We start from the raw sequence: 14,833 nt of genomic DNA on the forward strand, positions 1-14,833 counted from the left end.
CATGACCACCGAAGCGCCGGCCTCAGATCCCCGTGCCCTCACGATCGAGAACGTGGAGCGCACCCTCGATGAGCTGCGTCCCTACCTGATGGCCGATGGCGGCAACGTGGAGGTGGTGGAGATCGACGGCCCGATCGTGAAGGTGCGGCTGCAGGGGGCCTGCGGTTCTTGCCCGAGCAGCACGATGACGTTGAAGATGGGGATCGAGCGGAAGCTGCGGGAAGCGATTCCTGAGGTGAGTGAGGTGGTGCAAGTGCTGTGAAGCTGGCCTGATCAAGAGAAATTCTTGATCTTCCCCCCTACATGATATTTACGGAGAGGCCGGCGGAGGACAGTCACCTACATCTAGGGTAAAGGATCCATCGCTATTAGGGATTGGAGGGTTGCATACAAATACAGTCTTAGCTTTTGCAACTTGACATCTTGCGAATAATTGATCAGACAGGCTACCAATTTGTAAATTGTAAACAAGCTGCCTGCTCGTGGTGCCTCCCTGAGTCAAGCTTCCCGAGCTATCAACACTGACACTACAATCGGTTGGCAATACAATCTCTCCACCCCTGTAAACAGTTCCGGATTGATATGTATCATTGCTGTGGATAAGCCTCCCATTCTTTGTCACTTTCGGGCCACAGCGCTTGATGGTCGCGACACCATCAGGAGCAGTCTGATTGTAGTAATAAACAGTCGAGGACTCAGCACCAGGCCCATAGGTCGTGGTCTCCTGCCATGGAATAGTCAACGAGAATTCGGCATCCTCTCCATTGTCTTCATTGCAATTAGCAACTTGCAGGCCCGGGTCTGTGTTAATTGCTGATGCCTCTGCCGCCTCTATAGCGATCAGGTAATTGATTCTATTGGAATCTTCACGGAGGCGCTGAGCCCTCTCTACCCTACGCGCATCAAACATATGATTCAATAGCACATTGCCAACCCCGGCGATTATTACTGCAGTAATCACAAGAGCGACAAGAATCTCAGGAAGCGTCATACCTAAGGAACCCACATTACAGACCTTAAGCCTTGACTTACTCGAGGCCTTTATAGTAGTCGGCCCAAGTGCTCTTAAAAGATCAACGGAATGTGACATGGCCTTGGAGAGTCGTTTAGATTGCTGAAAAATTTGCGCAGTCATCTGATGTATCCGCAGTATTTGCAACGCCAATATCAACAGCCGCTAGCATTGTAGAGAGGCGAATACACCGCATGGGGCCGCTACCACCCAAAACTATCTTGATTTGAAAATCACCCAAAGAACCATCGCTGTCCAGACTCCATGTGCCTCGCGGAGTGAATACAATGTTCGACGAAGTTGTATTCATAAAAATCTCACCTTCAAAGCCGGGCGGAAGCCTAAGGGGTGGAGCCACATTCCCAGAGGCATCTAGATCAACAGCGGTGTCATTTGCACAAGATGTTGTCGCCAACGTAGGATTTGCTGCATCGTATGGCCCACTTAATCCATTGGCAACAAAACTAATTTCACAACCCCCAAGTTCTTCATTCGATGCAACCTCTCTGGCGGCAAGATTTCGGGTCCTTTCAATCCAGCCAGCAATCTCCAAAGCCACAGAGTTGATGCGTTCACGCCTGATAACTGAAAAAAGACCTGCAGTACTGATTGCTGCAGCAAGGCCCAGGATAACAACAATGACAAGTAGCTCAGCAAGACTATAGCCGCCACACCTGTGTGCCTTGGATTGTGAGCATCTCCTGAGAGGATGATAACGCAGAGAACGCAAATACCTAGGCACAGAGTGAGCAGGCATGGAGATTATGGACACCAAGAGGATACTACTGGAGCAATCTTGAGAACTCTTTCAAACCCAGGATGCCGCCAGCGCACCACAACAATATGATCAGACGGGTCGCTCGGACTTTGCCTAAGGGCGGCTAATCTAGTGACTCTAGAGCCAATTGAGACATCAGAAGTGCCAATTTGACTGACGAAGTCTTGCGTGATGTGCTTGGCAACAGTTGTAGGGACTGTGGGGTAGTTACAAGCGTCGAAGAAGGCTTGCACGTCTGCCTCAGTTTGCACTGGATCCCCTGCTGTTGGCTGGGGGAAATAATACCAAGAATCACCAAACTCGGCGGTCGGACAGTCTACAAATGTGCCCGTCGGAACGGTACAAGCATTGTAGGTCTCGGAAAGGGTAAGAATTCTGGAAATATCTGCATCAATGATAGAATTGGCCGATGCAATCTCTCCGGATTTAAAAATCGTACTTACAGTTGTACCAAAAAAACGAAAAGTTGCCCCTATGACCACTGCAACAATAACAGATGCGATCAAGGCTTCAATGATGCTAAACCCTTGTTCGCGCAGATTTGTATGGTTTTGGAGAATTATGCTTGACATTGGCATCTAGAACCCTTGGGATTGGGTAAAGCTTCGAGCCATGAAGTCGATAATTGGAGCCCCAGGTGGAGGGCAATTATCTCCTGTACAAAAATCAGGATTGCTGTTGAGTGTTCGAATAGTCACGCTCCCAGCACCCTGGACGTCCAAACCATCGGACCAGATGCGGCCCATGAAACTGGTATCACCGTTGAAGCTTACATCAACAGCTGGTGCATAAAGATTGAAACCTATACTATCGCTAGTGCCCTGCACCACCCAATTCCCCAGACCAGTGATGAAAAAGTTAAGCAGGTCACCAATATACTTCTGGGGGTCAGTAGTGGAATCGTAAATCGACTGGAAGGATAGGCTCGCAGGGGGATCTGTGGTAGACCATTCAATAGGACTTTGACAACGAGTGGCAGTGCTCACAGGAGTATCTAGAGCGCACTGAACGCGCTTGATGACTAAATTTCCCGTTGGATTAGAGTTGCCAGAGGCTACGTAGTTGAAACTAGCGTCGGTACTATCTTGATCGAAGAAGAAATTGATTTTTGCGTTGCTAGTGTCAATAGTCAGGCTGTTATTATTTCGCAGCCAAATCCGCCCGAGACGGCAGTTTACCTCATCATAGAGATTTGAACCACTAGCTGTAGCAACAACGTAACAAACATCATGGCCAGTAGTGTCGCTACTGTCTAGTATAGGCCTACAGTTATTGACACCATTGTTGAAAACCCTGCACAACAGAACTTGACCTGGCCTCGCTGCACTGTACTCCGGGCCGCTGCCAGAATCATCCCTATAAATACGAGCAGGATTGTTAGCCGGCAAGGGATTAGTAAGCCTTGTTTCAGCAGGTATATTTGTCGGATTATAATAAATATAAAAATCGCTGTTTATAGTATTAAGATCCAAATATCTATTTTGAATCTCGCTGACATCACCATCGGACACAGCCAGGTTAAGACTCTCGTTGTATACTGGAGGAATATAATTAAACAAAGTTTCAGCAAAGCTTATGCCTGAGTTGCTTGGTGCTCCATTGGTAGCGATCTTCAATTGATCCTCTTCACAAGCAGTATTAGGAGTGCCATCAAGGATTGATGCATCGCTGCCATAGTTTTCTACGGTTGTATCATCACCACCCCAGCAGAGCGCTTGGGTAACGATATTACCGAATTCATCAAGGATTTCTGGCGCCGGCTGACCCGATGGCACCCCACCATTCATTCCGGAAATAATTCCATTACCTCCACCACCTTTAATTCCTCCGCAGGAGTCTGTGTCACGACCCCAATTCTTCGCCCCAATGCTGTTCTGAGGGAAAGAGCGCTTGCAGCATTTAGGAACTACTTCGAGTTCCCTTGCCACCCTAGCCCTACTTTTCCTTCCATTTGATTCCGCAACCTCAGAAATCACGACAATCCTGATCAGGGTTCTATTGCCACCTCTTCGTATGTTGCTGATGAATTGAGTATCATTTTGGTTATATGTATTTTTGTTGGAATCTAAATAAGAAATAGATTCAACTTTGAATCTTCGCGACACAGTACTTGTAGCTGCGTCGAAATCCTGAAAAGGGCCATTTGCTCCAACTGGGACAAATTTACTAACAGAGGCCGAGGGTTCACGCCCATCTGCATCGACTACTGCTCCAGTGGTATCATATTTTGTACAAGGATTAATTGACCCGTCGCTTCCCCACACGCTGGAGCTACCGGCGGTCAAGAGATAACGATTCTCTTCTCGGTTAAAGGTATTAATGAACTCGTTGATCGCACTTTCGGCCGTATCGCGTGCTTCACGGTTGACGGTCTGAGACGCAGCGCCAAATAATCCAGCTCCGGTTCTGGAGGCAAACGCTGCGACTCCGATTACTAGCGCCACCGAGATGATGAGTGCCAGTTGCAGCGCATAGCCTTCTTCGGATTTGGGTGAAGTAGGCCTGGCTCGAAAACGGGCAGTACTCAGGGCGCTGCGCAGTAGGAGCATGGAGGACAGGCTATGGAACTTCTTCGGGCCTCGCATATCTGATCGAGCAGGTACTGGTCAAATCCCCATTGATACAGGGGCTTTCGCGTCTCCTCAGATCCTAGTTCCTCCAGGTCGGTGTGACCATCATCAGCTTCTAACCTCACAAGAACCCGCACCTCCCCCCGTGCTCGACCAGCGCCTGCTGCGCGACGACCCGGCCCTGATCGCCGTGCCGCTGGCCCGCCGCGGACTCAGCCCCGACCTCACCGCCCTCCAGCAGATCGCGCTCCAGGAGCGGGATCTCCAGGAGCAGCGCAGCAGCCTCCAGGCCGAGGGGAACCGCATCGGCAAGGAGGTGGGCCAGCAGATCCGGGCCGGCGCCGCCCCGGACGGGCCCGAGGTGCAGGCCCTGCGGGCACGCGGCAACGCCATCAAGCAGGAGGTCGCCGCCCTGGAGGAGCAGGAGAAGGCCCTGCAGCAGCAGCTGCGCGAGGCCCTGGCCGCCCTGCCGAACCTCCCCGCGCCGGAGGCCCCCGACGGCCGCAGCGAGGCCGACAACGTGGAGGTGAAGCGCTGGGGCAGCCCTCGCCAGGAGGGTGGTCTCGAGGAGCACTGGCAGATCGCCGAGCGGCTGGGCCTCTTCGACACCGAGCGCTCCGTGCGCATCGCCCAGAGCCGCTTCGTGACCCTGCTGGGCCAGGGCGCGCGCCTGGAGCGGGCCCTGATCAGCTTCATGCTCGATCGCCACACCAGCCGCGGCTACACCGAGGTGCTGCCGCCGATCCTGGTGAACAGCGCCAGCCTCACCGCCTCCGGCCAGCTGCCCAAGTTCGCCGAGGAGAGCTTCCGCTGCGCCGACGACGACCTCTGGCTCACCCCCACCGCCGAGGTGCCGCTCACCTCCTTCCACCGCGACGAGCTGATCCCCGCCGAGCAGCTGCCCCTCAGGTACTGCGCCTACACCCCCTGTTTCCGGCGCGAGGCCGGTTCCTACGGCCGCGACACCCGCGGCCTGATCCGCCTGCACCAGTTCAACAAGGTGGAGCTCTACTGGTTCTGCCATCCCGAGCGCTCCGCCGAGGCCCACGAGCAGATCACCGCCGACGCCGAAGCCATCCTCGAGGCCCTCGAGCTGCCCTACCGCCGCATCGAGCTCTGCACGGGTGATCTGGGATTTTCTGCCGCCAGAACATTCGATCTCGAGGTGTGGCTGCCGGGGGCCGGCACCTACCGCGAGATCTCCAGCTGCTCGGTGTGCACCGACTTCCAGGCCCGCCGGGCCTCGATCCGGCTCAAGGACGGCAAGAGCACCCAGCTGGTGCACACCCTCAACGGCAGTGGCCTCGCGGTGGGGCGCACCATGGCCGCCCTGCTCGAGAACGGCCAGCAGGCCGATGGCACGGTGCAGCTGCCCGCCGCCCTGGTGCCCTACATGCGCTGCGAGCGGCTCGGTTCGCCCGCCTGAAGCCGGCGCCCCCACGCGGCCGCTGCGCCACGTCCTCCACAATGGAGGCATTCCCGGGCAGCACTGGATGGGCGTTCTCACCGCACTGGCGATCCTGGCAGGGCTGATCGTGGTGCACGAGGCGGGCCATTTCTTCGCCGCCACCTGGCAGGGCATCCGCGTCAGCAGTTTTTCGATCGGCTTCGGCCCGGTGCTGCTGGAGCGCCAGCGACGCGGCGTGCAGTTCGCCCTGCGGGCCATCCCCCTGGGGGGCTTCGTGGCCTTCCCCGACGACGACGACAGCAGCGCCATCCCCAAGGACGACCCGGACCTGCTCTCCAACCGCCCCCTGCGCCAGCGCGCCCTGGTGATCGCCGCCGGCGTGCTGGCCAATCTGCTGCTGGCCTTTGCCGTGCTGGTGGCCCAAGGCTTCCTGGTGGGCATCCCCTCCGGTTTCAGCGCCACCCCCGGTGTGCTGGTGTCCGGCGTCCAGCCCGGCCAGGCCGCCGCCAGCGCCGGCCTCCAGCCCGGTGACCGCATCCTCAGCCTCGATGGCACCACCATCGGCGGCGGCCAGCAGGCCGTGGCCACCCTGGTGGAGCAGATCAAGACCTCGCCGGAGCGCCGCCTGGCCCTGGTGGCCCAGCGGGGTGAGCAGCGCGTCAACCTGCAGCTCACCCCCGCCGACCTGGGCGGCGTGGGCCGCATCGGCGCCCAGCTCCAGCCCAACGGCACCGAGGTGTTCCGTCGCCCCCGCAGCCCGCTCGAGCCGATCCGCCAGGCCGGTCGCGATACGGCCGTGCTGCTCCGCCGCACCGCCGGCGGCTTCCTCACCCTGATCACCCACTTCGGCGAAACGGCCTCCCAGGTCTCCGGACCGGTGAAGATCGTGGAGATGGGGGCCTCCCTGGCCCATGAGGGCGGCAGCAGCCTCTTTCTCTTCACCGCCCTGATCTCGATCAACCTGGCGGTGCTCAATGCCCTGCCCCTCCCCCTGCTCGATGGCGGTCAGTTCGTGCTGCTGCTGCTGGAGGGCCTGCGCGGCCGGCCACTGCCGCAGCGGTTCCAGATGGCCTTCATGCAGTCGGGCTTCGTGTTTCTGGTGGGCCTGAGCGTGGTGCTGATTGTGAAGGACACCTCCCAGCTGCCGGCCGTGCAGCAGCTGCTGAGCCGCTGAGCTCCAGCCCCCCGCGGCGATGCCCCGGTTCCCCTCCGCCCGCCGCCGGGCTCCCCTGATCCTCGAGCGGCTCGGCGCCCTCTATCCCGACGCCACCTGCTCGCTCGACTGGCGCACGCCCTATGAGCTGCTGGTGGCCACCATGCTCTCGGCCCAGTGCACCGACGAGCGGGTGAACCGGATCACCCCTGCCCTGTTCGAGCGGTTCCCCGATGCCGCCAGCGCCGCGGCGGTGGAACCGGAGGCCGTGGAGCCCTATGTGAAGTCGGCCGGCTTCTTCCGCAACAAGGCCAAGGCCATCGTGGGGGCCTCCCGGCTGCTGATCGAGCGGCACGGCGGCGAGGTGCCCCGCAGCATGGAGGAGCTGCTGCAGCTGCCGGGGGTGGCCCGCAAGACCGCCTCGGTGGTGCTGGCCTGGTGCTACGGCCTCAATGCCGGCGTCACGGTGGACACCCACGTGGGCCGCCTGGCCCAGCGCCTGCGGCTCAGCCGCCACGCCACACCGGCGCGGATCGAGCCCGATCTGATGCAGCTGGTGCCTCAGGAGGAGTGGCAGACCCTCTCGATCCGGCTGATCTTCCACGGCCGCGCCGTGTGCGCCGCCCGCAAGCCCCGCTGCGCCAGCTGCAGCCTCGCCGACCTCTGCCCCAGCGCCGCAGCCGGGGCGGCGAGCGAGGCGGGGAGGGCCGCAGGGTAGGCTCATGAATCCGTTACCGATCGCACTCCAGCCCGCATGGCGAAGAAGTCGATGATTGCGCGCGACGTGAAGCGCAAGAAGATGGTGGAACGCTTCGCCGCCAAGCGCGCTGCCCTCAAGGCCGCCTTCGAGTCGGCCGCCGACCCGATGGAGCGTCTGGACATCCACCGCAAGATCCAGTCCCTGCCCCGCAACAGCGCCCCCACCCGGATCCGCAACCGCTGCTGGGCCACCGGCAAGCCCCGCGGCGTCTACCGCGATTTCGGTCTGTGCCGCAACCAGCTGCGCGAGCGGGCCCACAAGGGCGAGCTGCCCGGCGTGGTCAAGTCGTCCTGGTGACAGCCGCTGAAGCCGCCTGAGGCTTCGGAGGGCGCCTGCGGGCGCCCTTTGTTGTGGGCGCCTTAGAAAAATGCAGGGGTTCCCCCGGCCCCCGGGGGCCGAATGCGAGAATGCCCCTTGACAAAGAGAGATAAGGCCCAGTGCAAGGACAAACTCAGTCGATCTCCTTCGATGGTCGGGAGATCCGGCTGACCACCGGTCGGTTCGCTCCCCAGGCGGGGGGCTCGGTGATGGTCGAATGCGGTGATACGGCGGTGCTGGTCACCGCCACCCGCTCCGGCGGCCGTGAAGGCATCGACTTCCTCCCCCTCATCTGCGATTACGAAGAGCGGCTCTACGCCGCCGGCCGCATCCCGGGCAGCTTCATGCGCCGCGAGAGCCGCCCGCCCGAGCGCGCCACCCTGATCGCCCGCCTGATCGACCGCCCGATGCGGCCACTGTTCCCCGCCTGGATGCGGGACGACCTCCAGATCGTGGCCACCTGCCTGTCGCTCGATGAGCGGGTGCCGCCCGATGTGCTCGCCGTGACCGGCGCCTCGATGGCCACCCTGCTGGCCAAGATCCCCTTCCATGGCCCCATGGCCGCCGTGCGCGTGGGCCTGCTGGGCGACGACTTCGTGCTCAACCCCAGCTACCGCGAGATCGAGCGCTCCGACCTCGACCTGGTGGTGGCCGGCACCCCCCAGGGCGTGATCATGGTGGAAGCGGGCGCCAACCAGCTGCCCGAGCAGGACGTGATCGAGGGCATCGACTTCGGCTACGAAGCGGTGAGCGAACTGATCAAGGCCCAGCAGAACCTGCTCAAGGATCTGGGCATCGAGCAGGTGTTCCCCGAAGAGCGCAGCGAAGACCCCACCCTGCCCGCCTTCCTGGAGAAGGAATGCAGCGCGGCGATCGGTGAGGTGCTCAAGCAGTTCAGCCTCAGCAAGGCCGAGCGCGAAGCCAAGCTCGACGCCATCAAGGCTGAGGCCGGCGAGAAGATCACCGCCCTCGCCGACGACGACCCGATCCGGGCCGCCGCCAGCGGCAAGGCCTTCGGCAACTCCTACAAGGGCCTCACCAAGAAGCTGATGCGCGCCCAGATCGTGGGCGAGGGCAAGCGGGTGGATGGCCGCAACCTCGATGAGGTGCGCCCGATCCAGGCCGCCGCCGGCGTGCTGCCCAAGCGGGTGCACGGTTCGGCCCTGTTCCAGCGCGGGCTCACCCAGGTGCTCTCCTGCGCCACCCTCGGCACCCCCAGCGATGCCCAGGAGATGGACGACCTCAACCCGTCCACCGAGAAGACCTACCTGCATCACTACAACTTCCCGCCCTACTCCACCGGCGAGACCAAGCCGATGCGCTCCCCCGGCCGCCGCGAGATCGGCCACGGCGCCCTGGCCGAGCGCGCCATCGTGCCGGTGCTGCCCGCCAAGGAATCCTTCCCCTACGTGCTGCGCGTGGTGTCGGAGTGCCTCAGCTCCAACGGCTCCACCTCGATGGGCTCGGTGTGCGGCAGCACCCTGGCCCTGATGGATGCCGGCGTGCCGCTCAAGGCGCCGGTGAGCGGGGCCGCCATGGGCCTGATCAAGGAAGGCGAGGAGGTGCGCATCCTCACCGACATCCAGGGCATCGAGGACTTCCTCGGCGACATGGACTTCAAGGTGGCCGGCACCGAGAAGGGCATCACCGCCCTGCAGATGGACATGAAGATCACCGGACTGGCGGTGAGCACCGTGGCCGAGGCCGTGAACCAGGCCCGTCCGGCCCGGCTGCACATCCTCGAGAAGATGCTCGAGGCGATCGACAAGCCCCGCGACACCCTCAGCCCCCACGCCCCGCGCCTGCTCAGCTTCCGTATCGACCCCGAGCTGATCGGCACCGTGATCGGCCCCGGCGGCCGCACGATCAAGGGCATCACCGAGCGCACCAACACCAAGATCGACATCGAGGACGGCGGCATCGTGACGATCGCCAGTCACGACGGTGCCGCGGCCGAGGAGGCCCAGCGCATCATCGAGGGCCTCACCCGCCGCGTGTCCGAGGGTGAGGTGTTCACCGGCGGCGTCACCCGCGTGATCCCGATCGGCGCCTTCGTGGAGATCCTGCCCGGCAAGGAGGGGATGATCCACATCTCCCAGCTCTCGGAAGCCCGGGTGGAGAAGGTGGAGGACGTGGTGAACGTGGGCGATCAGGTGACGGTGCGGGTGCGAGAGATCGACAACCGCGGCCGCATCAACCTCACCCTGCGCGGCGTGCCCCAGGCCGATGCACCGGTGCCCGTCTGATGCCCCTGCCTCCTGATCAGAAGAACAGCAGGCAGCTGCTGCCGGGGATCGAAACCAGCGGGGAAGGCTTGAAGCCGACCCCTCCGGGAACCACCACCGACACCATGATCAGCAACAGACCCAGCATGGCCGCGAAGCGGTAGCTGACCGCCGGGAGGGCCAGGTGCCGCAGCAGCGGGGCCATCCGGGGGGGCACCGGCCAGCCATCGGTCGCCCCATCCGGCAACAGGGCCGGCAGCAGCACCAGCAGCAGGGCCAGCGACAGGGGGCGCAGCCAGATGTCATCCACCAGCTGGTAGGTGAACAGGGTCACCAGAAACGGCGCCGTCATGGGCTGCAGGTGCAGCGGCCGCCAGGAGCGCGGGACGAAGCCCGTGGCCAGCAGGGTGGCACAGGCCGTGCCCAGCAGCCCCACCCAGTAGAGCAGGGCCAGCCAGAGGTTGTGGGGCCCGCACAGCCCCGAACCGCGGGGCACCGCCTGAATCCCGACGCCCCAGAGGGGCGAACCCAGGGACGATCGAGCGTAGATCAACCAGTTCACGAGCCTTTGCTTTGAATCAGCACTCCCCTGGGTGGTGATCTCGGCGGCATTGCGCGTCACCAGGTCTGCGAAAAAGCGGCCACTGTCGACGGCCATCGCCCCGATCCCGGCCAGGAGGGCGCTCGCCAGGACCATGACCACCGCGGTGCCGTAGAGCCTGCGAGCCTCCCCGTCACCGCGCCAGGCCAGCAGGGCCAGCACCCCGGTGGCCAGGGCCACGGCCAGAAAGGCCCCATCCCCCTGGCTGGCCACGATCTGAGCCACGCACAGCAGGGGCACGGCGGCGCAGATCACCCACCAGAAGCCGCGCCAGCGGCGGATCGCCCCACGCTGCAGCTGTTGGAGCAGGGGCACAAAGGTCCATAGGAGCAACACACTGCACTGGTTGGCCCAGCGGGGATTCATAAAGAGGTAGGGAACATGGAAGACCTCCCCCCCCGGCAGCAGCCGGCGCACCCAGCCATAGGGGACGAACCCGTTGGCCTGGGTGATCAGCCAGAACCCCAGATCCATGCCCACCAGCGCCACCGTGAACAGCGCCAGCAGCCGCACCGTATCGGCCCGATGCTGCCGCCAGGCCGGTTGGAGCAAGGGGAGGAGCGCAAACTGCAGCAGCGCCAGCCCGAGGAATCCGGCCGAGATCCAGGGCACCGGCCCCACCGCCCCGGCCAGCAGGCCCACCGCCGCAAACCCCACCAGGCCCAGGCCGTACCAGCCGCCGATCAAAGGGCTCTCGAAGAAGCTGCGGGACTGGGGCCTGAAACACCAGGCCAGCAGCCCCACGGCGAGGAGCACCTCGGTGATCCGATGGGTCTGGAATTTCAGCAGCGGATGGCCATCCACCAGGCTGACCAGCACCCCCACCAGCAGCAGCGCCAGATACCAGCGGAAGGGGTTACGCAGATCCGCTGGAGCAACCACTCGCACCTGTCATCTGGGCGGACCCTAGCGGCGGTGTCGCGGCCGGCCCAGGCCTGCCGTGGTCTCAGACACGGAAGCCCGGATCGATCCTGGCCATCGCCGCCGCCGCCCGCTCGCAGAGCTCGGCATGGGCCCGGCCATGGCTGGCGATCAGGCACCCCGCCTGGCGCACGTCGCCGGTGTTGTAGGCCAGGGGTGCGCCATCGGCATGGCTGAAGGCCCCGCCCGCGGCCCGCAGCACCGCCTCGGGGGCGGCCATGTCCCAGTCCTTCGGGGCGCTGCGGCCCGAGAGCGACACGTAGAGGTCGGTCTCCCCCCGCAGGATCGTGGCCACCTTGCCACCCACACTGCCGATCGCCTTGGTGTCGCCCAGCTCCAGGGCCTCCAGCAACTGCTCGAGCCTCGCGTCGCGGTGGTTGCGGCTGGCCACCAGCACCAGCTCCCCCGGTGCCCGGCGGTCGCTGAAGCGCGCCGGGGAGCGATCGCCCGCCCGGTTCTCGCACCAGGCCTCCCCCGCCTCGCCGGCCACCACCCCGAGCCAGAGCTCCTCCATCTCGGGCAGCAGCACCACCCCCAGCACGGGGGTGCCGGCCTTGACCAGCGCCAGGTGCACGGCGTACTCGCCCGTGCCCTGCAGGAAGTCCTTGGTGCCGTCGAGCGGATCGAGGATCCAGAGCCAGTCGGCGGCGAGCGGCTCCCCCTCGGTGAGCTGCTCCTTGGCGGTCTCCTCGCTGAGCAGGGTCCAGTCGGCGTCGGGGAAGGCCTGGGCGAGGCCATCCAGCAGCCAGCGGTTCACCGCCAGATCGGCGGCGCTCACGGGGCCCTCACCCCCGGCATCGACGCTGAGCGCCGGTGGGAAACCGTGGGGCGGCTGCTCACCGCGGGCGTAGGCCCGCAGGATGTCGGCGGCTCCCCAGCTCAGCCGCCGCAGCTCCACCAGCAGGGTGTCGAGGGCGATGCCGGAAGGCAGGGTGAGGGAGGCCGGCATCATGGAAGCGCTGGAAGCTGCATTGTGCAGGAGCCCCATGCAGGAGCCCCCGACCGGGCTGTCCATCGCCGCCGCTGTCGCTGAGGGGTGTCGCCGATGACGGAAAACGCCAGCGCGGCCCCCACCGCGGGCGAACCGGCTCCCGGCGTGCTCTACCTGGTCGGCACCCCGATCGGCCACCTCGGCGACCTCTCCCCCCGGGCGCGGCAGGTGCTGGGCGGGGTGGATCGGGTCGCCTGCGAGGACACCCGCCGCAGCGGCCTGCTGCTGCACCAGCTCGGCCTGCGCAGCCGCGACCACGGCCCGCGACTGGTGCCCTTCCACCAGCACAACCAGGCCGCGCGCCTGCCCGAACTCCTGGAGGCCCTCCAGGCCGGGGAAGCGGTGGCGGTGATCAGCGATGCGGGGCTGCCCGGCATCTCCGATCCGGGCGAGGCGCTGGTGGCGGCCGCCCGGGCGCTGGGGCTGCCGGTGATCTGCGTCCCGGGGCCCTGCGCCGTCACCACCGCCCTGGTGAGCAGCGGTCTGCCCTGCGGCCGTTTCTGCTTCGAGGGGTTCCTGCCGCCGAAGCCGGCCCAGCGCCGCCGGCGCCTGGAGGAGCTGGCCGGCGAGGAGCGCACCCTGGTGCTGTTCGAGGCGCCCCACCGCCTGCTGGAGCTGCTGGAGGATCTGCTGGCGGTGCTCGGCGATCGCCCCCTGAGCGTGGCCCGCGAACTCACCAAGCGGCACGAGGAGCAGGTGGGGCCCACGGTGCAGGCCGCCCTCGAGCACTTTCGCCACACACCGCCCCAGGGGGAATGCACCCTGGTGCTGGGAGGGGCCCCCGCCCCGGCACCTCCCACCTGGGAGCCCGACACCCTGCGCCGGGAGCTGCAGGCCCTGGTGGCGGGGGGGCTGAGCGGCAAGGACGCGGCCCGCACCCTGGCCGAACGCAGCGGCCACAGCCGCCGGGCGCTCTACGCGCTGCTGCATCAGGAGGGCTGAGGCGGCAGACTCCAGCCATCCCGGACTCGACCCCGATGCTTCTGCGGCTGCGACTGGTGCTGGCCAGCCTGCTCGGCGGCGGCCTGCTGCTGGTGCTGCTCTGCCTGGGGGCCCAGAACCTGGAGGAGCGCCCGAGGCTGTGGCTGGGGTTCGGCAGCACCGCACCCCTGCCGGCAGGCTTCCTGGTGGGTCTGGCACTGGTGGTGGGGGTGATCAGCGGCGGCAGCAGCGCGGCGCTGCTGCTGCCGCGCGCAAACGAGGATTCCCTGGCCGACTAGGCCCCCGGCAGGGCATAGAGGCTGCCCTCGATCACGACCCGGCTGATGCCCTGGGCCAGAAGGTAAGGGGCCGTCCGCTCAAGCACCCGTGTGTCGGGGATCTTGATCACGCGCTGGCTGCGGCCGCAGAGGCGTTTGGCCTGGCGTGGATTGACGAACACCATCAGGGCCTGACGCTCCTCCTCGTCGACCGGAAGGTGGCCCAGTTCGGTGAACTCCCGCAGGGGGCGGGCCTGGAGCTCGACGGTCTTGTCAACCAGCATGTAGACGCTCTCCGGCAGCGTCGCATCGGCAAACGGGCGGCACTGCACCGGCTGCTGCGCCTGGTCCGCCGCCAGCACCGGCACGGCCACGAACTGGGCCTCATCCACTTCGGCATCGGCGTCGGCATCGACCTCGTCGCCGTCATCGCCGTCGTCGTCGTCCGCGCTGTCATCACCGAAATCATCGGCGTCATCAATGGCCAGCACCCCGCACTCCTCGTCCTCCGGATCGGGCTCCTGGTCGGGCTCCTGATCGGAGGCCTCATCCGCGCCGTTCGGCTCGGTGGGGACGAAATCGGCGACGGGCTCGGGTGCCGGAGGCGGGGCGCTTCGGGCTCCCTTGCCCCGCTGCTGCTTGAGCCGCTCGTAGTCGGCCGGATCCAGGGCCGCCTTGACCACCCGGCTCACGGTGTTGGCACTGCAGGCGAAGGCCTGGGCCAGCTCGGTGCTGGTTTCCCCCGCCCGGTACCGCCGCACGATCTCTTCTTTCTGGCCATCGGAAAGCCGGGTCGCCGCCATCGCCAGATCGAACACGGAGCAGCAGGTCACTGTAGGCGCCGCCCCCGGCAGGGCTGCCACAATGCCCCCAACCGGCCTGCCGCGCCGGCCTGCT

The 14,833-nt window shown here is 64.2% G+C and carries 15 protein-coding genes; 8 read left to right on the forward strand and 7 right to left on the reverse strand.

Annotated features, from left to right (window positions below; genetic code table 11):
• Nucleotide 1: 1 nt before the first annotated feature.
• Nucleotides 2-262 (forward strand): NifU family protein, encoded by a 261-nt coding sequence (locus ACLNEE_RS03680; protein WP_411421548.1) that lies wholly within the window; start codon nt 2-4, stop codon nt 260-262.
• Between the two features lie 48 nt (nt 263-310).
• Here the strand turns inward: ACLNEE_RS03680 and ACLNEE_RS03685 are convergent, their stop codons facing one another.
• The 4 genes from ACLNEE_RS03685 to ACLNEE_RS03700 form a co-directional block, all read right to left on the reverse strand.
• Nucleotides 311-991, reverse strand: coding sequence for a type II secretion system protein (locus tag ACLNEE_RS03685; RefSeq protein ID WP_412006780.1), 681 nt, complete (start codon nt 989-991; stop codon nt 311-313).
• A gap of 115 nt (nt 992-1,106) precedes the next feature.
• Nucleotides 1,107-1,742, reverse strand: coding sequence for a hypothetical protein (locus ACLNEE_RS03690; protein WP_411421546.1), 636 nt, complete (start codon nt 1,740-1,742; stop codon nt 1,107-1,109).
• Between the two features lie 32 nt (nt 1,743-1,774).
• On the reverse strand, nt 1,775-2,368 hold the full coding sequence (locus tag ACLNEE_RS03695) for a type II secretion system protein J (RefSeq protein ID WP_412006781.1): 594 nt from the start codon (nt 2,366-2,368) through the stop codon (nt 1,775-1,777).
• Complete coding sequence (locus ACLNEE_RS03700) at nt 2,369-4,339, reverse strand: hypothetical protein (protein ID WP_411421544.1); 1,971 nt, start codon at nt 4,337-4,339, stop codon at nt 2,369-2,371.
• Nucleotides 4,340-4,505: 166 nt separating this feature from the next.
• Here ACLNEE_RS03700 and serS point away from each other — a divergent pair, with 166 nt between their 5' ends.
• From serS to ACLNEE_RS03725, 5 genes are all read left to right on the forward strand, one after another.
• Nucleotides 4,506-5,786: a serine--tRNA ligase gene (gene serS / locus ACLNEE_RS03705; protein ID WP_411421543.1), complete on the forward strand. Its 1,281-nt coding sequence runs from the start codon at nt 4,506-4,508 to the stop codon at nt 5,784-5,786.
• A 67-nt stretch (nt 5,787-5,853) separates the two neighbouring features.
• Complete coding sequence (rseP, locus tag ACLNEE_RS03710; protein WP_411421542.1) at nt 5,854-6,942, forward strand: RIP metalloprotease RseP; 1,089 nt, start codon at nt 5,854-5,856, stop codon at nt 6,940-6,942.
• A 19-nt stretch (nt 6,943-6,961) separates the two neighbouring features.
• A complete protein-coding gene (gene nth, locus ACLNEE_RS03715; protein WP_411421541.1) occupies nt 6,962-7,639 on the forward strand; it encodes an endonuclease III in 678 nt (225 codons plus the stop codon).
• Nucleotides 7,640-7,675: 36 nt separating this feature from the next.
• The gene (rpsN, locus tag ACLNEE_RS03720; protein WP_411421540.1) at nt 7,676-7,978 is read left to right on the forward strand and encodes a 30S ribosomal protein S14; all 303 of its coding nucleotides are present in this window, start codon (nt 7,676-7,678) and stop codon (nt 7,976-7,978) included.
• Between the two features lie 140 nt (nt 7,979-8,118).
• Entirely contained in the window at nt 8,119-10,245 is a 2,127-nt protein-coding gene (locus ACLNEE_RS03725; RefSeq protein WP_411421539.1) for a polyribonucleotide nucleotidyltransferase, read from the forward strand.
• Between the two features lie 16 nt (nt 10,246-10,261).
• Here the strand turns inward: ACLNEE_RS03725 and ACLNEE_RS03730 are convergent, their stop codons facing one another.
• Both ACLNEE_RS03730 and ACLNEE_RS03735 read right to left on the reverse strand, forming a co-directional pair.
• Nucleotides 10,262-11,707: a hypothetical protein gene (locus ACLNEE_RS03730; protein WP_412006782.1), complete on the reverse strand. Its 1,446-nt coding sequence runs from the start codon at nt 11,705-11,707 to the stop codon at nt 10,262-10,264.
• A gap of 64 nt (nt 11,708-11,771) precedes the next feature.
• Entirely contained in the window at nt 11,772-12,695 is a 924-nt protein-coding gene (locus tag ACLNEE_RS03735) for a 3'(2'),5'-bisphosphate nucleotidase CysQ family protein (protein WP_412006783.1), read from the reverse strand.
• Between the two features lie 96 nt (nt 12,696-12,791).
• Here ACLNEE_RS03735 and rsmI point away from each other — a divergent pair, with 96 nt between their 5' ends.
• Together rsmI and ACLNEE_RS03745 are read left to right on the forward strand one after the other, a co-directional pair.
• Entirely contained in the window at nt 12,792-13,679 is an 888-nt protein-coding gene (gene rsmI / locus ACLNEE_RS03740; RefSeq protein WP_411421536.1) for a 16S rRNA (cytidine(1402)-2'-O)-methyltransferase, read from the forward strand.
• 35 nt (nt 13,680-13,714) lie between these two features.
• Nucleotides 13,715-13,957, forward strand: coding sequence for a hypothetical protein (locus ACLNEE_RS03745; protein ID WP_411421535.1), 243 nt, complete (start codon nt 13,715-13,717; stop codon nt 13,955-13,957).
• Here the strand turns inward: ACLNEE_RS03745 and ACLNEE_RS03750 are convergent.
• The gene (locus tag ACLNEE_RS03750; protein ID WP_412006784.1) at nt 13,954-14,769 is read right to left on the reverse strand and encodes a helix-turn-helix domain-containing protein; all 816 of its coding nucleotides are present in this window, start codon (nt 14,767-14,769) and stop codon (nt 13,954-13,956) included. The genes ACLNEE_RS03745 and ACLNEE_RS03750 overlap by 4 nt on opposite strands.
• Nucleotides 14,770-14,833 lie beyond the last annotated feature (64 nt).

Source organism: Aphanothece stagnina RSMan2012 (assembly GCF_046764815.1).
Taxonomy (GTDB): Bacteria; Cyanobacteriota; Cyanobacteriia; order PCC-6307; family Cyanobiaceae; genus NIES-981.

Coding starts and splice junctions, on each gene's coding strand:
- nth (WP_411421541.1), top strand. CDS start 6,962: ATGCCCCGGTTCCCCTCCGCCCGCCGCCGGGCTCCCCTGATCCTCGAG.
- ACLNEE_RS03695 (WP_412006781.1), bottom strand. CDS start 2,368: ATGCCAATGTCAAGCATAATTCTCCAAAACCATACAAATCTGCGCGAA.
- ACLNEE_RS03745 (WP_411421535.1), top strand. CDS start 13,715: ATGCTTCTGCGGCTGCGACTGGTGCTGGCCAGCCTGCTCGGCGGCGGC.
- ACLNEE_RS03685 (WP_412006780.1), bottom strand. CDS start 991: ATGACGCTTCCTGAGATTCTTGTCGCTCTTGTGATTACTGCAGTAATA.
- ACLNEE_RS03700 (WP_411421544.1), bottom strand. CDS start 4,339: ATGCTCCTACTGCGCAGCGCCCTGAGTACTGCCCGTTTTCGAGCCAGG.
- ACLNEE_RS03735 (WP_412006783.1), bottom strand. CDS start 12,695: ATGCCGGCCTCCCTCACCCTGCCTTCCGGCATCGCCCTCGACACCCTG.
- rpsN (WP_411421540.1), top strand. CDS start 7,676: ATGGCGAAGAAGTCGATGATTGCGCGCGACGTGAAGCGCAAGAAGATG.
- rsmI (WP_411421536.1), top strand. CDS start 12,792: ATGACGGAAAACGCCAGCGCGGCCCCCACCGCGGGCGAACCGGCTCCC.
- ACLNEE_RS03680 (WP_411421548.1), top strand. CDS start 2: ATGACCACCGAAGCGCCGGCCTCAGATCCCCGTGCCCTCACGATCGAG.
- rseP (WP_411421542.1), top strand. CDS start 5,854: ATGGGCGTTCTCACCGCACTGGCGATCCTGGCAGGGCTGATCGTGGTG.